Origin of the sequence: Flexivirga endophytica, assembly GCF_014640635.1 — a bacterium.
In the GTDB taxonomy this organism is placed as follows: domain Bacteria; phylum Actinomycetota; class Actinomycetes; order Actinomycetales; family Dermatophilaceae; genus Flexivirga; species Flexivirga endophytica.
In genome coordinates, this window is record NZ_BMHI01000005.1 from 487,206 (window position 1) to 502,546 (window position 15,341).

The following is a 15,341-nucleotide window of genomic DNA, read 5'->3' on the forward strand; positions in this document are numbered from 1 at the left end:
GCCGTGCCGTTATCGGGTTCAATGGAGGCATGTGCCGCAACATCCGTCCGCTGAACAATTTCGAGCCGCCGGCCACCGACGACGAGGTCAGCGCGGCCGCGCTGCAGTTCGTCCGCAAGATCGCCGGGAGCACCAAGCCGTCGAAGGCCAACCAGGCCGCCTACGACAAGGCGGTCGCCGCGATCACCCTCGCCAGCCGTGAGCTGCTCGACGCGCTCGTCACCACCGCGCCGCCCAAGGACCGTGAGGAGGAGGCGGCCAAGGCACGCGCTCGCTCCGCAGCGCGTTACCAGTCGGCCTCATGACCGCCGAGATCGTCGTCCAGCCACTGGACCGGAAGGCGCAACGCGCGCTGACCGGCTGGCTCGGTGACGCGCAGGCCGCCGGCATCGACGTGGACGACCTGGAGTCGATCGGCACGGCATACGACGCCTACGTGCACGAGGTCCTGCTCACCCCGGCCGCGGACCGCGTCGACCCCACGCCGACGCTGACGATGATCGCGATGGCGATGGGCGAATACCTGCAACGCAATTCGGGCCTGCAATGGCGGGTGGTCGAGGACGGGGAGGGCGCCGACCTCGCGCTGTCGTCGGCGGACGACCTCGGGGTGCTCTATCCGATCGACCCGATCGCGCAGGCGTGGGAGCAGCGGCAGCGGGGCTGGCTGCCGGTCTTCGCACGGGAGTTGTTGAAGAACATCGAGGGCACCGACGCGTGAATCCGACCGCAGGGATGACCGCCGCAGCGCGGCTGAAGTGGTGTGCCAACTGGGCCAACGGCTCGACGGCCCTCGGCTTCGCGATCGCGCGGGTCGGCGGCGCCCACGTGGCCGACGGGCCGCGCGGGCTCTACCTGGCCGGTGGTTACCGGTTCGGATTCCCGATCGCGGGCGCCTTCACCGTCGGCAACGTGCTGATCTCCAGGAGTGACTGGGACCGGTTGCAGCAGGAAGACCCGGACCTGATCACCCACGAGGAGCAGCACAGCTGGCAGTACGTCGTGTGCGGCGGACTCCCGTTCCTGCCGTTGTATGGCGCGGCGCTCGCCTGGTCGTGGGTGCGCACCGGGGATTTCGCGTCGCGCAATGTCTTCGAGCGCAACGCGGGCCTCGCGATGGGTGGCTACCGGGAGCGGTCGGTGCGATCGCTGGGGACCGCCCTGCGCAGCCTGCGCACGGGCAACACCGCATGAGCGGGCGGGTATGAGCTACTCGGCATACGACCGGCAGCGCTTCGTGCGGGAGGACCCTGCACAGAAGCGCGCCGACCGCGACGACTTCGCCCGTGACCGGGCACGCGTCCTGCACTCGGCCGCGTGGCGTCGGCTCGCCGCGAAGACGCAGGTGATGCAACCGCACCACGACTTCATCCGCAACCGGCTGACGCACTCGTTGGAGGTCGCCCAGATCGGCCGCGAGTTCGGTGAGGCCATCGGCTGCAATGCCGATGTCGTGGACACGGCCTGCCTCGCGCACGACCTGGGGCACCCACCGTTCGGGCACAACGGCGAGGCGGCGCTCAACGCGCTCTGCGGCCACATCGGCGGGTTCGAGGGCAATGCGCAGACCTTCCGCATCCTGACTCGGTTGGAGGCCAAGCGCTCGCGGGTCAATGGCGACTCTGTGGGCCTCAACCTCACCCGTGCTTCGCTCGACGCGGCAAGCAAATACCCGTGGCGTCGCGGCGAAAGCCGTTCGTATCCGGGCAAGTTCGGGTGCTATGCCACCGACGAGGAGATCTTCGGCTGGGTTCGCTCCACCGTGCCGAGCGGGCGCCGCCGGCAACGTTGTGTCGAGGCGCAGGTGATGGACTGGGCCGACGACGTCGCCTACTCGGTCCATGACGTCGAGGACGGAGTCACCTCCGGACTCATCGACGTGCGTGCACTGCGGTCCCGCACCGAGATCGACGCGCTGGCCGACGTGGCCCGGCGCATCTACGCACCGCAACTCGAAACCGCCCAGCTGGCAGGGTCGTTCGAGCGTCTGCTGGCCTCTGGCGTCATACCGGAGCGGCAGCGCCCGGGGCGGCAGGGGGTCGCCGAGCTGAAGGACATGACCAGCAGGTTGATCGGCCGGTTCGTCGGCACCGCCGAGCAGGCGACCCGTGACAAGTTCGGTGACGGCCCGCTCACTCGCTACGCGGCCGACGTCGTCATTCCGCCGGACGTGCTCGCCGAATGCGTGATGCTCAAGGCGGTCGCAGCCCGCTGGGTGATGATGACCGACGCCCGCCGCACCCTGCAGGCCGAGCAACGCCGGATCATCGAAACGCTCTTCACCGTGCTGCAGGAGCACCCCGAGCGGTTGGATCCGCTCTTCGCGGAGGATCATGCAAGTGCGGTCGACGACGCGGCAGCCCTGCGCGTCGTCGTCGACCAGATCGCGTCACTGACCGATCACCGCGCTCGTGCCCTCGCCGAAGAATGGAGCTGAACCCCACGAAGTTCTCCGCTCGTTCCTCGCTCCGATACTTCGCGGGGGCCCCGATCTCAATTGAGGAGTACCAGAGATGAACTGGAGTCTCTCGCCCCTGCCGATCGTCGGTGCGCCGATGGCGGGCACCGGCACGCCGGAGCTCGCCGCGGCCATCAGCAACGCCGGCGGTTTCGGTCTGCTGCCCGGTGGCTACCTCACCGGCGCGCAGCTCATCGGAGGCATCGGCCGGGTCCGCGCGCTGACCGACCGGCCGTTCGGGGTCAACCTCTTCCTGCCGACACCCGTCGACGAGGGGAAGGACGGCGCCCGGTTGCGTTCGTATGCCGAGGCGCTCGGGCCGGTCGCCGAGTCCGCAGGGGTGCAGTTGCCCGAGCCCCGGTGGGACGGGTCGGACGATTTCGCTGAGAAGGTCGACGCCCTGGTGCAGGCGCGGGTCGCCGTCGTGTCGTTCATCTTCGGGCCACCACCGGTCGACGCCGTGCAGCGGTTGCACGCCGTCGGATCCACCATCCTGGCGACCGTCACGGACGCCGCCGAGGCACAGGCGGCCGTCGCCGCGGGCGCCGACCTGCTCTGCCTGCAGGGCACCGATGCCGGCGGACACCGCGGCACCCACACCGTCGACGCCGAGCCCAACACGTCCGGCTGGCGCGAGCTGCTGCCGGAGGTGCTGGCCGTCACTGAGGCGCCCGTCGTGGTGGCCGGCGGGGTGATGTCGGCCGCCGACGTGTCGGAGGCATTGGACGCGGGAGCCGTTGCGGTGCAATGCGGTTCGGCGTTCCTGTTGACCGACGAGTCGGGCATGAACGACGCCCACCGCGCCGGGTTCACCGCCCCCGACCTGACCGAGCAGGTCGTGACACGCGCGTTCAGCGGTCGTCCGGCGCGCGCCATACGCAATGAGTTCGTGGCGCGCCTCGATCCGGTCGCCGTGCCCGTCTACCCCATCGTCAACCAGCTGACCAAGCCGCTGCGTGCGGCCGGCGCCAGCACCCGCGATCGTGAGCTCGTCGCCCTGTGGGCCGGCACCGGCTGGCGGCAGGCACGCCCCGGCCCGGCCGCTGACGTCGTCGCGGCGCTGACGGCCGATCTCGTATGACGCGGAGCGATGACCCGGCAGGGTGTCGCAGCACGGTCATAGGCTCCGCACATGGAGCGTTTCGTCGATCGTGATCTCACCAGCGCCGAGTTCCGCGAGTGCATGCTCGACGGAGCCCGATTCGTCGGCTGCGTCATGCGCGGCGTCGAGCTGGACGGCCTGCTCGGCGAGGTGACCGTCAACGGTGTCGACGTGATGCCCTATGTCGAGGCGGAGCTGGACCGCCGTCATCCGGTGCGCGTGCTGATCCGCTCCGACGACGTCGTCGACCTGCGGGAGGCGTGGCGGCAGTTGCAGGACGCCTGGGCGGCGACGGTGGAGCGCCTGCGGGCGACACCGGGTCTCGAGCGGGAGTCCGTCGGCAGCGAGTGGTCCGCCATACAGACCCTGAGGCACCTGGTGTTCGTGCACGACTCGTGGTTCGTCCGGTGCTGCCTGGGCAGGACCGAGCCCTTCTCGCCGGTGGGGCTGACGATCGATTCGGTGCCGGCCGGCTCCGCGCCCGGCGTGGACCCGGCCGCCGACCCGACACTCGAGGATGTGCTGACGGTGCGGGCGCCGCAGTCGGCCGCATTGACCGGTTGGCTGGCGGATTGCACGCAGCAGGACCTGGCCGCGCCGGCACCCGTGCCGGACGACGACGTGTGGCCGCCATACGCGCGGGGGAGGACCGTTGCCGAGTGCCTGCGCACGGTCCTGAACGAAGAGTTCGAGCACCACGGCTTCGCCGTCCGTGACCTGGCGACAGTCGACCACTAGTCGCAACCTTGTGGACGGCTGCCCGACCAGCAACCGCGGCCACCTAGACTGCCGGTGTTATGGCGGGTCGCATCAAGTCCGAAGACGTGGAACTCGTCAAGGAGCGCAGTTCGATCGAGGACGTTGTCAGTGAGCACGTCACGCTGCGCCGTTCCGGCAGCAACCTGGTGGGCCTGTGCCCTTTCCACGACGAGAAGACTCCGAGCTTCTCGGTCAACCCGACCCAGGGCTTCTACCACTGCTTCGGCTGCCAGAAGGGCGGCGACGTCATCTCCTTCGTGCAGGAGGTCGACCACCTGAGCTTCGCCGAGGCGGTCGAGCGCCTCGCCGGCAAGGTCGGCGTCGAGTTGCACTACGAGGACGGTGTCCGTCCCCGCGAGGAGAGCATCGGGCGGCGCACCCGCCTGCTGGAGGCACACCGGGTGGCCGCCGAATACTACGCATCGTTGCTGCCGAGCATGCCGGAGGCGCGCACCGCGCGCGACTATCTACGCGGCCGCGACTTCGACGGTGAGATCGCCGAGCAGTTCGGCCTGGGTTACGCGCCCACCGACGGTCACGCGCTTGCAAACCTGTTGCGGGACAAGGGATTCAACCGCGACGAGTTGCTGGCGGCCGGCCTGGTCAACCGCGGCGGGTATGACGTCTTCCAGGGCCGGTTGCTCTGGCCGATCCACGACATCACCGGTGACACCGTCGGCTTCGGCGCGCGGCGCATCTTCGACAACGACCCGCGCCCGGCCAAATACCTCAACACCGGCGAGACCGCGATCTACAAGAAGCAGCGGGTGCTCTACGGCCTCGACCTGGCCAAGAAGTCCATCGCCGACGACCGGAAGGCCGTGATCGTCGAGGGCTACACGGACGTGATGGCGGCGCACCTGTCCGGGGTGACCCAGGCGGTGGCGACCTGCGGCACCGCCTTCGGGGTCGAGCACATCAAGCTGCTGCGCCGGCTGTTGCGGGACGAGCGTGGGGGAGACCCGGCCAAGGTCGTCTTCACCTTTGACGGCGACTCCGCCGGTCAGAAGGCTGCGCTCAAGGCGTATGACGAGGACCAGCGCTGGGCGTCCCAGGCGTATGTCGCGGTCGCTCCCGACGGACAGGACCCGTGCGAGCTACGGATCGCCGACGGGCCAGAGGCAGTACGCAAGCTGGTCGACGAGGCGACACCGATGTTCGAGTTCGTCGTCCGCACCACGCTCGAGCGCTTCGACCTGGACTCGGTCGGCGGCCGGGTGGCCGCCACCCGCGCGCTCGCGCCGATCGTCGCCGACATCCGCGATCCGCTGAGCCGGGACGAACTCATCCGCGAGGTGTCGCGGCACATCGGCGTCCACGTCGACGACTTCACCCAGGCCGTACGCCGCGCCCCGCGGGGCGGCATCGCCGAGGCGGCCCAGAAGACCCGCGACCGGCAGGCGGAGGCACCGCCGGAGGCCGCGGCAGCCGCACCGGCATACCAACCGCCGAACCTGCGCGACCCGATCGTGCGCGCCGACCACATGTTGCTGCAGTGTCTGGTGCAGTTCCCCGGCGCGATGCCGACCAAGCAGCTGGAGCCGGTCGATCCGGGCGACCTGACCGCACCGGGGCACCGGGCGGTCTTCGAGGCGGTCCGCGAGGTGGGGATCGACCCGACGCGCAGTCAGGGGGCGTGGGTCTCGGCCATCAACGAGGCGGTGCCGGAAGCAGTTCGGCCGCTGGTCGCCCGGCTCGCCGTCGAGTCGTTGCCGACCAAGCTGGACAGCCAGGGTCGGCCGGACTGGCACTACATCCGGTCGCTGGTCATCGGCATCCGCGGTCGGGCGTTGCGGCGACGCATCGACGAGCTGATGAGCGCACGGCTGCGCACCGAAGACCCCGAGCAGGGCCGCGCCATCTCCGCCGAACTCATGTCCCAGCAGCGCGCGCTGGCGAACCTGTCGGCCAGCGTCGAGTGACGTCCTCGCAGCAGTGGACAATGGAGGCACCATGTCCTTCCTGAAGCGTGCCAAACCGCAACTCCCACCACAGGTGCTCGAGCAACTCGACCTGCCCAAAGGCGAGCGCGTGCTCGCCTCGGCGATCGACAAGTTGACCGGCGCGCACATCGTCGCGACCAACTGGCACCTCACCGTCGTGAGCCCTGACGGGCAGGTGACCGCCCGCCCCTGGCATGAGGTCGATGCCGGCCAGTGGGAGTCGCAGACCTGGAGCCTGACGGTGACCTGGATCGACCGGAAACGCCCGGGGCAGTGGACATTCGGCGAGCAGGACACCCGGCTGCCGGAGACCTTTCACGAGCGGGTTCGGGCCAGCATCGTGCTCGCCGAGGAGCTGCCGCTGGAGGGTCGTGGATCGGGCCGTGTCGTCATACGCCGGGACCTGCAGCACGACACTCTGCTGACCCAGACGGTGCTCGGGCGCGGTGCGCGCGCCGACGACCCGCAGGTCCAGGACGCGGTGGCCCGGACGAGGGCGTTCGTCGAGGATGCGGTCGGCCTTCGGTAGCACGGCCGATTGGTTGTTGGGCGGGCGAATTTGCTATGGTTCTGCACGCGCACAACACGCGATCCCCTGTAGCTCAATTGGCAGAGCATTCGGCTGTTAACCGGAGGGTTCTTGGTTCGAGTCCAAGTGGGGGAGCACGCCGAACGGCCCGGGATTTCCGGGCCGTTCTTCGTATGCCGATGCAGTCACGACTTCGGCCGGCTCGTTCGAGGTCATCGGGGCTGACATAAGCCTCACGTCCCATGGCATTCGCCGGTCAGCGGCGGGCAACAGCTGGGAGAATCCCCGCATGGGCATCTACACCGATCGGGTGCTCCCACACCTGATGAACCGCATCATGGATCACGCGGAGACCCGGGCGGCGCGGCAGCGCGTGTGCGCGGGTCTACATGGCGAGGTCGCCGAAATCGGCTTCGGCAGCGGACTGAACCTCCCGCACCTGCCCGCCGACGTCATTCAGCTGCATGCCGTTGAGCCGTCACGGGTTTCGGTGCGTCTTGCTGCGGATCGCATCGCCGCGGCCACGGCACCGGTGCAGGTGGTCGGCCTCGACGGGCAACGACTTCCGCTCGCCGACGGATCGGTCGATGCGGTGCTGTGCACGTGGAGCCTGTGCACGATTCCCGACCCGGTGGCCGCGGTGCGGGAGTTCCGGCGGGTGTTGCGTCCCGGTGGGCAGCTGCACTTCGTCGAGCACGGGCTCGCACCGGATGAGAACGTCCGCCGCTGGCAGCACCGCCTCGACGGCTTGCAGCAACGCGTCGCGGGTGGATGTCATCTCGACCGCGACATACCGCAGATCCTGCGCGCCGGCGGAATGGAGCCGACCAGGTTGGACACCTGCTACGGATTCGGCCCCAAGGCGTTGAGCGCCCGCTTCGAAGGCATCGCGCGGCCGGTGAGTCCGTAGCGGCGGACGGCAGCTCCGCTCAGCGTTGCGGATCCACGAATTCCGGGAAGGTCGTCGGTGCCAGCTCTTCCAGTGTCCGTCCCGCCCAGTCGCCTTCGTGCCAGTGCGCCCAGACGCGCTCACCGGCGGCTTGCACGCCTCGCGCAGCTTCCTCGAGGTCGGTGCCCAGGACCGCACCGTCCTCGACGACCGGTCGACCGTCGACCCAGACGTCGGCCAGGTCGGACGGCTGCGCGTAGTAGACGATGTTCCGGATCGGGTCCCGCAACGGCGCCATTCCGAAGGAGTCGGTCCGCCAGAACAGCAGGTCGGCCTTGGCACCGCTGGAGATTCGTCCCAGGTCGTCGCGGCCGAAGAGCCTGGCCGCATTCACCGTCGCAGCATCGAACACGCGCTTGGCGGTCGACGTGTCGGCTCGCCTCGACGTGATCTTCCCGGAGATCGCCGTCCACCGCAGCGACTCGATCATGGACTGCGGCGCGGTGTCGGTGCCGATGCACATGTTCACGCCCGCTTCGACGTATGCCGGGAACGACTCCATCAGGATGCCGCGTCGCGCGAAACACCAGGCGTTGTACGACACCGACGTTCCGGACTCGGCGAGCAGTGCCAGGTCGTCCCCGGCGAAGTTCACCCAACTGTTCCCCGTGATGAAGATCGCGTGACCGAGCAGTGTGTCCGCCCCGAGGAAGTCGATGTCCGCGAGCCACTCGATCGGTGTCCGACCATGCCGCCGGGTCATCTCGTTAAACTCCCAAACCCCTTGTGCGGCATGCAAAGAGACAGGAACACCCAGCTCGCGGGCCGCTTGCTTCGTGTCGCGCAGCAACTCCGCCGCACAGGTGTCGACCTGCGCCGGACCGAGGAATCCTTGGACGCGTCCGCCCGCGCGTGAACTCTGCGCCCTGACGAATTCGACAGCACGGTCCAACCCTCGCTGCCCCGCAGCGAGGTCCCACTCGTAGTCGACGCGCTTGCCGTCCGGGGTGAACCACCGGCCGGACCGGTAGGACGGTGCGACATACCCGCGCAACCCGACCCGGTCCAACTCGTCGGCGACGTAGTCCGCCTCGTCGCCGAGGTGCATGACCGTCGTGGTTCCCGACCGGGCGAGTTCGATGAGCGAGTAGTCGACGCAGCTGCGCATGCCGGCCGTCGTGAGCCCGGCGTCCTCGGCGGGAAGGATCTCGATCAGGCCGGTCAGCCAGAACTGCCGCGGCCCGTGATCCTCCTGCACCGACTTGTCGATGGGGGAGGAGTGCAGGTGGGAATGGGTGTTGATGAAGCCCGGCGTGATGATCCGGTCCGGCAGGTGCCGCTGGACGTCGATCGGCCCGTCATACGTGGCGCCGACATGGACGACGCGGTCGTCCTCGACGACCAGGCAGCCGTCGCGCAGCAACCGGTGACCGCCGTCCTGATACGCGACGATGTACGGCGCGGTGAACAGGGTCCGGGTCATGGTTCTCCTCCTCGATGAGCGACATCACCGAGGATGTCAGGTGCGAACCAGTGCCGGCGCCGGAATCACTGTGACAGCTGCGATCCCGCCGTCAGATCCCGCCGCCGGCCACGACACCCGGCGCGTTGCCGGGCCCCCCAGGATCACCGGCCGCACCTGCCGGTGCGACCTTGCGTCCGCGCGCCTGCAGACGGCGTTCCACCCAGGTGGCGAGCTTGCTGATCGCATAGTTGATCACGATGTAGATGACCGCGAGGACGATCAGCATCGCGAAGATGTTGCCGTTGAGCGAGGTGGCCGGCTTGCTCTTGTAGAGCAGCTCGCCATACAGGACGTTGTAGCCGAGCGCGGTGTCCTTCAGGACCACGATGACCTGGCTGATCAGCGACGGCAGCATGGCGGTGATCGCCTGCGGGAGCAGGATGATGCGCACCGTCTGTCCGGCACTGAGTCCGATCGAGCTGCCCGCTTCGCGCTGACCGCTGGGCAGTTGGTCGACACCGGACCGGATGACCTCACAGATCACCGAGGAGTTGTAGAACACCAGGCCGGCGACGGTCGCGATCAGCGGTCCGCTACCGCTGCCCTGGCCGTGGGCACTGAGCCAGCCGAAGATGAAGAGCATCATCAGCAGCACGGGGAGGGCACGGGTCAACTCCACCCAGGCCGTGACGACCCAGCGGAGCGCACGAACCGCGACCGCGGCTGGGCCTTTGCGCTTCGGCACCTCGATCAGCCGCAACATCGCCAACGCGGCGCCGAGGACCAGGCTGATCACGATGGCGAGCACAGCGGCGATCAACGTGCCGCGCAGGCCGGGGAGGATGTAGTTCTTCCAGGTGCTCCACTCGGCGAACGGTTTCCACTTGGTGCTGGCGAACTGATCCTTGTCGGCCAGCTTCCAGATCACCACGGCCATCACGGCGGCGAAGACCAACCCGCCGACTGCACCGAGGATCGCGTAACGCCGCTTGGCCCTGGGGCCCGGCGCGTCGAAAAGGACTGATGCACTCATCGCGTTGCCCTCCTTCGTCGGGTCTCGCGATGCGTCTGCGCCCTTGGTTCCTTCGCTGCGCTCACTCTCATCGTTTCACCGCCACACGCTTGCCGAGCCAGCCGAGTCCGACGCCCATCGGCAACGTCAGGAGGATGAAGAACGCACCCACCACCATGAACGCCAGGTTGAGCAGTCCGGGATCACGCTCGGTGACCGTCTTGAGGACTCCGGACAACTCGTAGACGCTGATGGTCACCGCGACCGTGGTGTTCTTGGTCAGTGCGATGAGGGTGTTGCCCAGCGGCACGACCGCGCCGCGGAACGCCTGCGGCAGGATGATCTCGCGCATGGTCTGGCTGAACGTCAGGCCGATCGATCTGGCTGCTTCCGCCTGGCCGATCGGGATGGTGTTGAAGCCCGACCGCAGCGCCTCACACACGTAGGTCGCGTGGTAGACCGTCATACCGACCGCAGCAAGCCGAAAACCGTTGACGTCGGCGAACTTCGGGTCCGCCGAGTCGGCCAGCGAGATCCCGAGCTGGATGTAGAGCACGAAGCTGCACGACAGGATGATCAGGGTCAGCGGGGTGTTGCGGAAGATGTTGACGTATGACGTGCCGACGAAGCGCAGCACGCCGACCGGCGACAACCGCAACGTCGCAACGATCGTGCCGACGATCAGACTGCCGACCGCACTGATGAGCGTGAGTTTCACGGTCGCCCAGAGCGCGGTCCAGATCTGATAGTCGGAGAAGAGCGATGACACGCGGTGCCCTTCCTATCTCAATCGGATGATGGGTGCCGGACCGGTGGTGGCCACGTGACGGATGGTCACCACCGGCCGGCCGAACTTCGTTGTCAGGCCGAAGGACTCAGGCCTTGCAGCTGGGTGACTTCGGCGGGTTGAGGTCCTTGTTGTACTTGTAGTCGGCGCCGAGGTTGTTCTCCAGCGCCTTCTTCCAATTGCCGTTGTCGAGGGTCTTCTTGATGGCGGCGGCGACCTTGTTGCAGTCGGCCGAGCCCTTCTTGAGGCCGATGCCGTAGTTCTCCTCGCTGAAGGTGCCTCCGGCGAGTTTGACCTTGTCCTTGTACTGCGGCTGGTTGGCGTAGCCGGCCAGGATCGCGTCGTCGGTGGTCATCGCGTCGATGGATCCGGACGCGAGTGCCTCGGCGCACGCGGAGTAGGTGTCGTACTTCTGCGGCACCAGCTTCGGCTGCTCCTTCTTGAGGTTGTCGACCGAGGTGGATCCGGTGACCGAGCAGACCTTCTTGCCGCTGAGCGCCTTGACGCTGTTGATCTTCGAGTCCTTGCCGACCAGCAGCGACTGTCCTGCGACGAAGTAGGGGCCCGCGAAGCCGACCTCCTTCAACCGCTCCGGAGTGATCGAGTAGGTCGCGACGATCATCTTGACGGTGCCGGCAGCCAGCATCTTCTCGCGCTGCGGCGACGGTGACTCGACGAAGGTGACCTTGCTGTAGCCCATTTCGGCGGCGACACAACGGGCGATGTCGACATCGAAACCGGTGTATTTGTCGCCGTCCTTCAAGCCGAGGCCGGGCTGGTCGTACTTGATTCCGATCTTCACGGACGGGCCCTTGTCGGGCAGCTTGCAGACGGCATCCTTGGCGCTCGAACCGCCGGAGCTGCCACCGCATGCGGTGAGGCCCAGGCCGAGCGCGGCAGCCGCCGTGGCGGCGTAGATCGCGCGGTACTTCATGAGATTTCTCCTCCGGTTTGTATGACGAATCGCAAGGGTTGTCGACGCGATCGGGGTGACGGCGGGCGTCTCGGCGTCAGGTCATGGGTTCTCAGTGGGTGAGGATCTTGGACAGGAAGTCCTTGGCGCGGTCGGATCGTGGGTTGGCGAAGAACTCCTCGGGTGCCTGCTGCTCGAGGATCTGGCCGTCGGCCATGAAGACCACCCGGTCGGCGGCCCGACGGGCGAAGCCCATCTCGTGGGTGACCACGATCATCGTCATACCGTCCTTGGCCAGGCCGGCCATGACGTCGAGAACCTCGTTGATCATCTCGGGGTCGAGGGCGGAGGTCGGCTCGTCGAAGAGCATGACCTTGGGCCGCATCGCCAGTGAGCGTGCGATGGCGACGCGCTGCTGCTGGCCGCCGGACAACTGGGCGGGGTACTTCTCCGCCTGCTCCTGCACGCCGACCCGCTTGAGAAGGTCCATCGCCCGTTGCTCGGCCTCGGCCTTGCCGATCTTGCGTGCCTTGATCGGTCCGAGCGTGACGTTCTGCAGGATCGTCTTGTGCGCGAAGAGGTTGAAGGACTGGAAGACCATGCCGACGTCGGCGCGCAGCTTGGCCAGCTCAGCGCCCTCCTCGGGCAGCGGCTGACCGTCGATCGTGATGGTGCCGCTCTCGTAGGTCTCGAGCCGATTGATCGTGCGGCAGAGCGTCGACTTGCCCGACCCGGACGGGCCGAGCACGACGACGACCTCGCCCTTGGCGACCTCGAGGTCGATGTCGCGCAACACGTGGAGATCACCGAAATGCTTGTTGACCCCCGCCATACGTACGAGCGCCTCGCCCGACGCGACGTTGGTCTCACCCGCCGGGGGCGCCTGGTCCGTCATGAGTAAGAACCCTACAAGCCGCGCTCAGCGAAATTTGATCTTTTTGGGGTACGGCGCGATTTCGTTGCCAGGCTGTTGCCAATGCGTATGGCGTGAGCGGACCTCACCGCACGGCGCCGCCGATGGTGATGCCAGAATGTGCCTGCACCACGGGGCGATAGCTCAGCCGGTTAGAGCAGCGGACTCATAATCCGTCGGTCCTGGGTTCAAGCCCCAGTCGCCCCACCAAGGACACGCGCCGTTTCGCCGTGGCCGGAGCAGTCCGGCGGGCAAATGTGCCTGGTTCGCACGGTCACCCGAAATAATCAGGAACAACCCAGGAATAACCCGGGTCCGTGCGCATGCGTCCCACTAGCCTCAGCCGATCGACAACACAGGTTGCCGGTCGAGTTCAGCCACCGATCACGACCCGGTCGGCAACGGCACGGGCCTCTTCACGCGTGCCGTTCCCCGCTCGCATTGCTTCTCTGCATGTCTCGACGACCGAACTCGTTCATCACACGGGTGTCCCAGGGCACCGATGAGGAAAGGTCTCACCATGCGTAAATCTGCAATCGCGGTCGCCGTCGCTGCCGTCACGTTCGCCATACCAGTGCCGGCATTCGCGAATGCCGGACAGTCGGATCGCGCACCCGGCACCAGCGACGTAACGGGAGTGGTCCTCACCGGCTGGGTCGGCTCGACGCAAGGCGGCAAGAACATGGCCACGACGCAGTACGAGGCGAACTACCGCGACCCAGTCATGGGCCCGGTCCAGTGCACTGGCGTCCACCAGACCGGCAAGAACGCCCCGGGCCTGGGGACCGACAGTTTCACCTGCGCCAGCACTACAGGGTTCCCGCTGCGGACCTTCAGTCCCGAACAAGATCTCAGCGGCATCCAATGGAACTCCGACTACTACCCGATCCTGAACAACTCTCTGGCGGTATCGACCAGCGTGAGCGGTCAGGTCTCGGCCGACGGCATGTCCCTGACAGCTGTCGCAACGTACTTCCCCGTCGGCTGATCGGCAACGATCGCCGGCCCGGCGTACCGTGATCGCCATGCCTGAGGAAGTCTCGTCCGAAGAATTCCACGCGGCCGACGGCGTCGGCGACTGGCGAATCACCGGGGACGGCGCTCGCGCCAGGTTCCGCACCGGGTCGTTCGCGACCGGGGTGCAGCTCGTCGCCGAGATCGGCCGGCTCGCCGACGCCGCCGATCACCATCCCGATGTCGACCTTCGCTACGGCCACGTCGGCGTCCGCACCTGGACCCACGAGTTGCCGGGCATCACCGGGCGCGATGTAGCGCTGGCGCGCGAGATCTCTGCGGCAGCAAGGGAATTGGGTGTCGAAGCAGATCCGGGCTCGGTGAGCAGCATGCAACTCACCATCGACGCCGTCTCGCAGCCGGCGGTCAAGCGGTTCTGGCAGGTCGTCCTGGGATACGACGAGTTCGGGGACGAGGACCTCATCGACCCGTTCGGCAACGGCCCGTGGGTCCACTTCCAACAGATGGATGAGCCTCGGTCACAACGCAATCGCGTTCACGTCGACCTCTTTCTGCCCGAGGACGAGGCCGCGGCACGGGTGGCCGCAGCCGTCGAGGCAGGCGGCCGGATCGTGTATGACGCGAAGGCGCCGCTCTTCTGGACGCTTGCCGACCCGGAGGGCAACGAGGTCGACATCGCGCCCTGGCCCGACGCCCACTGAGGCCTGCGCCGACCGCCTCGGATCCGGGACCCTCAGATCGGCGCGGTCGCCGCCGACAGGTGGCCCCACACCCACTGAGCGTCCGGCACCAGCGTGCGATAACGAAGGTGCGCAGCGGTGTGGTAGCTGTACGTGTAGGTCCCGCGCGATCCGGTTCGTAGGTTCTTCAACGGTTTCCAGGTCACGCCGTCGGAACTGGCCAGGATGGTCCCGGTGGCGCCGGCATACACCCCGAAGGTGTTCGTCGAGGTCCACAACCGTGATGCGTGCGCCGTGATCGTGACGACGCCGCCCGACCGACTGGCCGTGGTCGAGGTGCTGGAGGCGACCCGGGCATCTATGGTCTGCGGTGCCTCGGTGATCGTGTGGTTGTCGCACTGGGAGGTGCCGTGGCCGGTGAACGTCAGTTTGCCGAGCGCCGGAGGCACCCCGAGAAAGACGAAGTTCTCGGCGAGCAGTGGGCTTCCACAGCGCTCAGTCGCGACCGACACGTTCGCCCTGGTGCCGTCCGGGCCGTCCGCCGCCCAGCTCAGTTGGTTGTAGCGATCCCACTCGGTGCATTCTGCGGAGTAGCCGACCGCCGCATTGAGATAAGCGGAGATGTCATTCCCGGCGTTTCTGACCACGAGGCGCTCCGGCAGATGGAGGCTCGCCACGCATCCGTCGTCCACGGTTGCTCCGGTGACCGCTACGGGAGGTGCGGCTGACGAAGTCGTCGCTGTCGACCACACAGCGAGGCTCAACAGTGCGGTGACGACTGTGGCAACAGCTCTGTTCCTCATGGTTGTCCTCCTCGTGCCGGAGCGCGGCGCTGCGAGACACAGTAGGCCGAGACACGGTTGACCGCCATAGTTGATGAGCCGGAAGCTGCTGCAAAAGCTCACGATTCGAGGAC

The 15,341-nt window shown here is 67.4% G+C and carries 17 protein-coding genes and 2 tRNA genes; 13 read left to right on the forward strand and 6 right to left on the reverse strand.

Annotation, left to right across the window (positions count from 1 at the left end; translation table 11 throughout):
• Nucleotides 1-29: 29 nt before the first annotated feature.
• The 10 genes from IEX71_RS17600 to IEX71_RS17645 all read left to right on the forward strand — a co-directional run bounded on the left by IEX71_RS17600 (nucleotide 30) and on the right by IEX71_RS17645 (nucleotide 7,701).
• Nucleotides 30-305, forward strand: a complete 276-nt coding sequence (locus IEX71_RS17600) for a DUF2277 domain-containing protein (RefSeq protein WP_188838332.1) — start codon at nucleotides 30-32, stop codon at nucleotides 303-305.
• Complete coding sequence (locus IEX71_RS17605; RefSeq protein ID WP_188838333.1) at nucleotides 302-721, forward strand: DUF3806 domain-containing protein; 420 nt, start codon at nucleotides 302-304, stop codon at nucleotides 719-721. The genes IEX71_RS17600 and IEX71_RS17605 overlap by 4 nt, the downstream gene beginning before the upstream one ends.
• Nucleotides 718-1,194: a hypothetical protein gene (locus IEX71_RS17610; RefSeq protein ID WP_308420994.1), complete on the forward strand. Its 477-nt coding sequence runs from the start codon at nucleotides 718-720 to the stop codon at nucleotides 1,192-1,194. Before IEX71_RS17605 ends, IEX71_RS17610 begins: the two co-directional genes overlap by 4 nt.
• 10 nt (nucleotides 1,195-1,204) lie before the next feature.
• A complete protein-coding gene (locus IEX71_RS17615) occupies nucleotides 1,205-2,437 on the forward strand; it encodes a deoxyguanosinetriphosphate triphosphohydrolase (RefSeq protein ID WP_188838334.1) in 1,233 nt (410 codons plus the stop codon).
• A 76-nt stretch (nucleotides 2,438-2,513) separates the two neighbouring features.
• The gene (locus tag IEX71_RS17620; protein WP_188838335.1) at nucleotides 2,514-3,539 is read left to right on the forward strand and encodes a nitronate monooxygenase; all 1,026 of its coding nucleotides are present in this window, start codon (nucleotides 2,514-2,516) and stop codon (nucleotides 3,537-3,539) included.
• A gap of 51 nt (nucleotides 3,540-3,590) precedes the next feature.
• Nucleotides 3,591-4,298, forward strand: a complete 708-nt coding sequence (locus IEX71_RS17625) for a DinB family protein (protein WP_188838336.1) — start codon at nucleotides 3,591-3,593, stop codon at nucleotides 4,296-4,298.
• Between the two features lie 59 nt (nucleotides 4,299-4,357).
• Nucleotides 4,358-6,241 (forward strand): DNA primase, encoded by a 1,884-nt coding sequence (gene dnaG / locus IEX71_RS17630; RefSeq protein ID WP_188838337.1) that lies wholly within the window; start codon nucleotides 4,358-4,360, stop codon nucleotides 6,239-6,241.
• A 31-nt stretch (nucleotides 6,242-6,272) separates the two neighbouring features.
• Nucleotides 6,273-6,791, forward strand: a complete 519-nt coding sequence (locus IEX71_RS17635; RefSeq protein WP_188838338.1) for a hypothetical protein — start codon at nucleotides 6,273-6,275, stop codon at nucleotides 6,789-6,791.
• Nucleotides 6,792-6,853: 62 nt separating this feature from the next.
• A tRNA-Asn gene (locus tag IEX71_RS17640) sits at nucleotides 6,854-6,926 on the forward strand.
• 154 nt (nucleotides 6,927-7,080) lie between these two features.
• The gene (locus tag IEX71_RS17645) at nucleotides 7,081-7,701 is read left to right on the forward strand and encodes a class I SAM-dependent methyltransferase (RefSeq protein WP_188838339.1); all 621 of its coding nucleotides are present in this window, start codon (nucleotides 7,081-7,083) and stop codon (nucleotides 7,699-7,701) included.
• 19 nt (nucleotides 7,702-7,720) lie between these two features.
• On the opposite strand, the gene IEX71_RS17650 is transcribed toward IEX71_RS17645, so the two are convergent.
• The 5 genes from IEX71_RS17650 to IEX71_RS17670 all read right to left on the reverse strand — a co-directional run bounded on the left by IEX71_RS17650 (nucleotide 7,721) and on the right by IEX71_RS17670 (nucleotide 12,752).
• Nucleotides 7,721-9,163, reverse strand: a complete 1,443-nt coding sequence (locus IEX71_RS17650) for an amidohydrolase family protein (RefSeq protein ID WP_188838340.1) — start codon at nucleotides 9,161-9,163, stop codon at nucleotides 7,721-7,723.
• Between the two features lie 91 nt (nucleotides 9,164-9,254).
• Nucleotides 9,255-10,178 carry an amino acid ABC transporter permease gene (locus IEX71_RS17655; RefSeq protein WP_188838341.1) on the reverse strand — a complete coding sequence of 308 codons (924 nt, stop codon included), beginning with the start codon at nucleotides 10,176-10,178 and terminating at the stop codon, nucleotides 9,255-9,257.
• Between the two features lie 67 nt (nucleotides 10,179-10,245).
• Complete coding sequence (locus IEX71_RS17660) at nucleotides 10,246-10,926, reverse strand: amino acid ABC transporter permease (RefSeq protein ID WP_188838342.1); 681 nt, start codon at nucleotides 10,924-10,926, stop codon at nucleotides 10,246-10,248.
• Nucleotides 10,927-11,032: 106 nt separating this feature from the next.
• Nucleotides 11,033-11,878 (reverse strand): glutamate ABC transporter substrate-binding protein, encoded by an 846-nt coding sequence (locus IEX71_RS17665; protein ID WP_188838343.1) that lies wholly within the window; start codon nucleotides 11,876-11,878, stop codon nucleotides 11,033-11,035.
• Between the two features lie 91 nt (nucleotides 11,879-11,969).
• A complete protein-coding gene (locus IEX71_RS17670; RefSeq protein ID WP_188838344.1) occupies nucleotides 11,970-12,752 on the reverse strand; it encodes an amino acid ABC transporter ATP-binding protein in 783 nt (260 codons plus the stop codon).
• A gap of 151 nt (nucleotides 12,753-12,903) precedes the next feature.
• On the opposite strand from IEX71_RS17670, the gene IEX71_RS17675 reads away from it, so the two are divergent.
• From IEX71_RS17675 to IEX71_RS17685, 3 genes are all read left to right on the forward strand, one after another.
• Nucleotides 12,904-12,980 (forward strand) — tRNA-Ile (locus IEX71_RS17675).
• A gap of 310 nt (nucleotides 12,981-13,290) precedes the next feature.
• Nucleotides 13,291-13,758: a hypothetical protein gene (locus IEX71_RS17680; RefSeq protein WP_188838345.1), complete on the forward strand. Its 468-nt coding sequence runs from the start codon at nucleotides 13,291-13,293 to the stop codon at nucleotides 13,756-13,758.
• A 37-nt stretch (nucleotides 13,759-13,795) separates the two neighbouring features.
• Nucleotides 13,796-14,446: a 4a-hydroxytetrahydrobiopterin dehydratase gene (locus IEX71_RS17685; RefSeq protein ID WP_188838346.1), complete on the forward strand. Its 651-nt coding sequence runs from the start codon at nucleotides 13,796-13,798 to the stop codon at nucleotides 14,444-14,446.
• 32 nt (nucleotides 14,447-14,478) lie between these two features.
• Here the strand turns inward: IEX71_RS17685 and IEX71_RS17690 are convergent, their stop codons facing one another.
• The gene (locus IEX71_RS17690; protein ID WP_188838347.1) at nucleotides 14,479-15,228 is read right to left on the reverse strand and encodes a hypothetical protein; all 750 of its coding nucleotides are present in this window, start codon (nucleotides 15,226-15,228) and stop codon (nucleotides 14,479-14,481) included.
• Nucleotides 15,229-15,341: the final 113 nt, after the last annotated feature.

Coding starts and splice junctions, on each gene's coding strand:
- IEX71_RS17615 (WP_188838334.1), top strand. CDS start 1,205: ATGAGCTACTCGGCATACGACCGGCAGCGCTTCGTGCGGGAGGACCCT.
- IEX71_RS17625 (WP_188838336.1), top strand. CDS start 3,591: ATGGAGCGTTTCGTCGATCGTGATCTCACCAGCGCCGAGTTCCGCGAG.
- IEX71_RS17605 (WP_188838333.1), top strand. CDS start 302: ATGACCGCCGAGATCGTCGTCCAGCCACTGGACCGGAAGGCGCAACGC.
- IEX71_RS17680 (WP_188838345.1), top strand. CDS start 13,291: ATGCGTAAATCTGCAATCGCGGTCGCCGTCGCTGCCGTCACGTTCGCC.
- dnaG (WP_188838337.1), top strand. CDS start 4,358: ATGGCGGGTCGCATCAAGTCCGAAGACGTGGAACTCGTCAAGGAGCGC.
- IEX71_RS17655 (WP_188838341.1), bottom strand. CDS start 10,178: ATGAGTGCATCAGTCCTTTTCGACGCGCCGGGCCCCAGGGCCAAGCGG.
- IEX71_RS17620 (WP_188838335.1), top strand. CDS start 2,514: ATGAACTGGAGTCTCTCGCCCCTGCCGATCGTCGGTGCGCCGATGGCG.
- IEX71_RS17690 (WP_188838347.1), bottom strand. CDS start 15,228: ATGAGGAACAGAGCTGTTGCCACAGTCGTCACCGCACTGTTGAGCCTC.
- IEX71_RS17650 (WP_188838340.1), bottom strand. CDS start 9,163: ATGACCCGGACCCTGTTCACCGCGCCGTACATCGTCGCGTATCAGGAC.
- IEX71_RS17635 (WP_188838338.1), top strand. CDS start 6,273: ATGTCCTTCCTGAAGCGTGCCAAACCGCAACTCCCACCACAGGTGCTC.
- IEX71_RS17685 (WP_188838346.1), top strand. CDS start 13,796: ATGCCTGAGGAAGTCTCGTCCGAAGAATTCCACGCGGCCGACGGCGTC.
- IEX71_RS17665 (WP_188838343.1), bottom strand. CDS start 11,878: ATGAAGTACCGCGCGATCTACGCCGCCACGGCGGCTGCCGCGCTCGGC.
- IEX71_RS17645 (WP_188838339.1), top strand. CDS start 7,081: ATGGGCATCTACACCGATCGGGTGCTCCCACACCTGATGAACCGCATC.
- IEX71_RS17600 (WP_188838332.1), top strand. CDS start 30: ATGTGCCGCAACATCCGTCCGCTGAACAATTTCGAGCCGCCGGCCACC.
- IEX71_RS17670 (WP_188838344.1), bottom strand. CDS start 12,752: ATGACGGACCAGGCGCCCCCGGCGGGTGAGACCAACGTCGCGTCGGGC.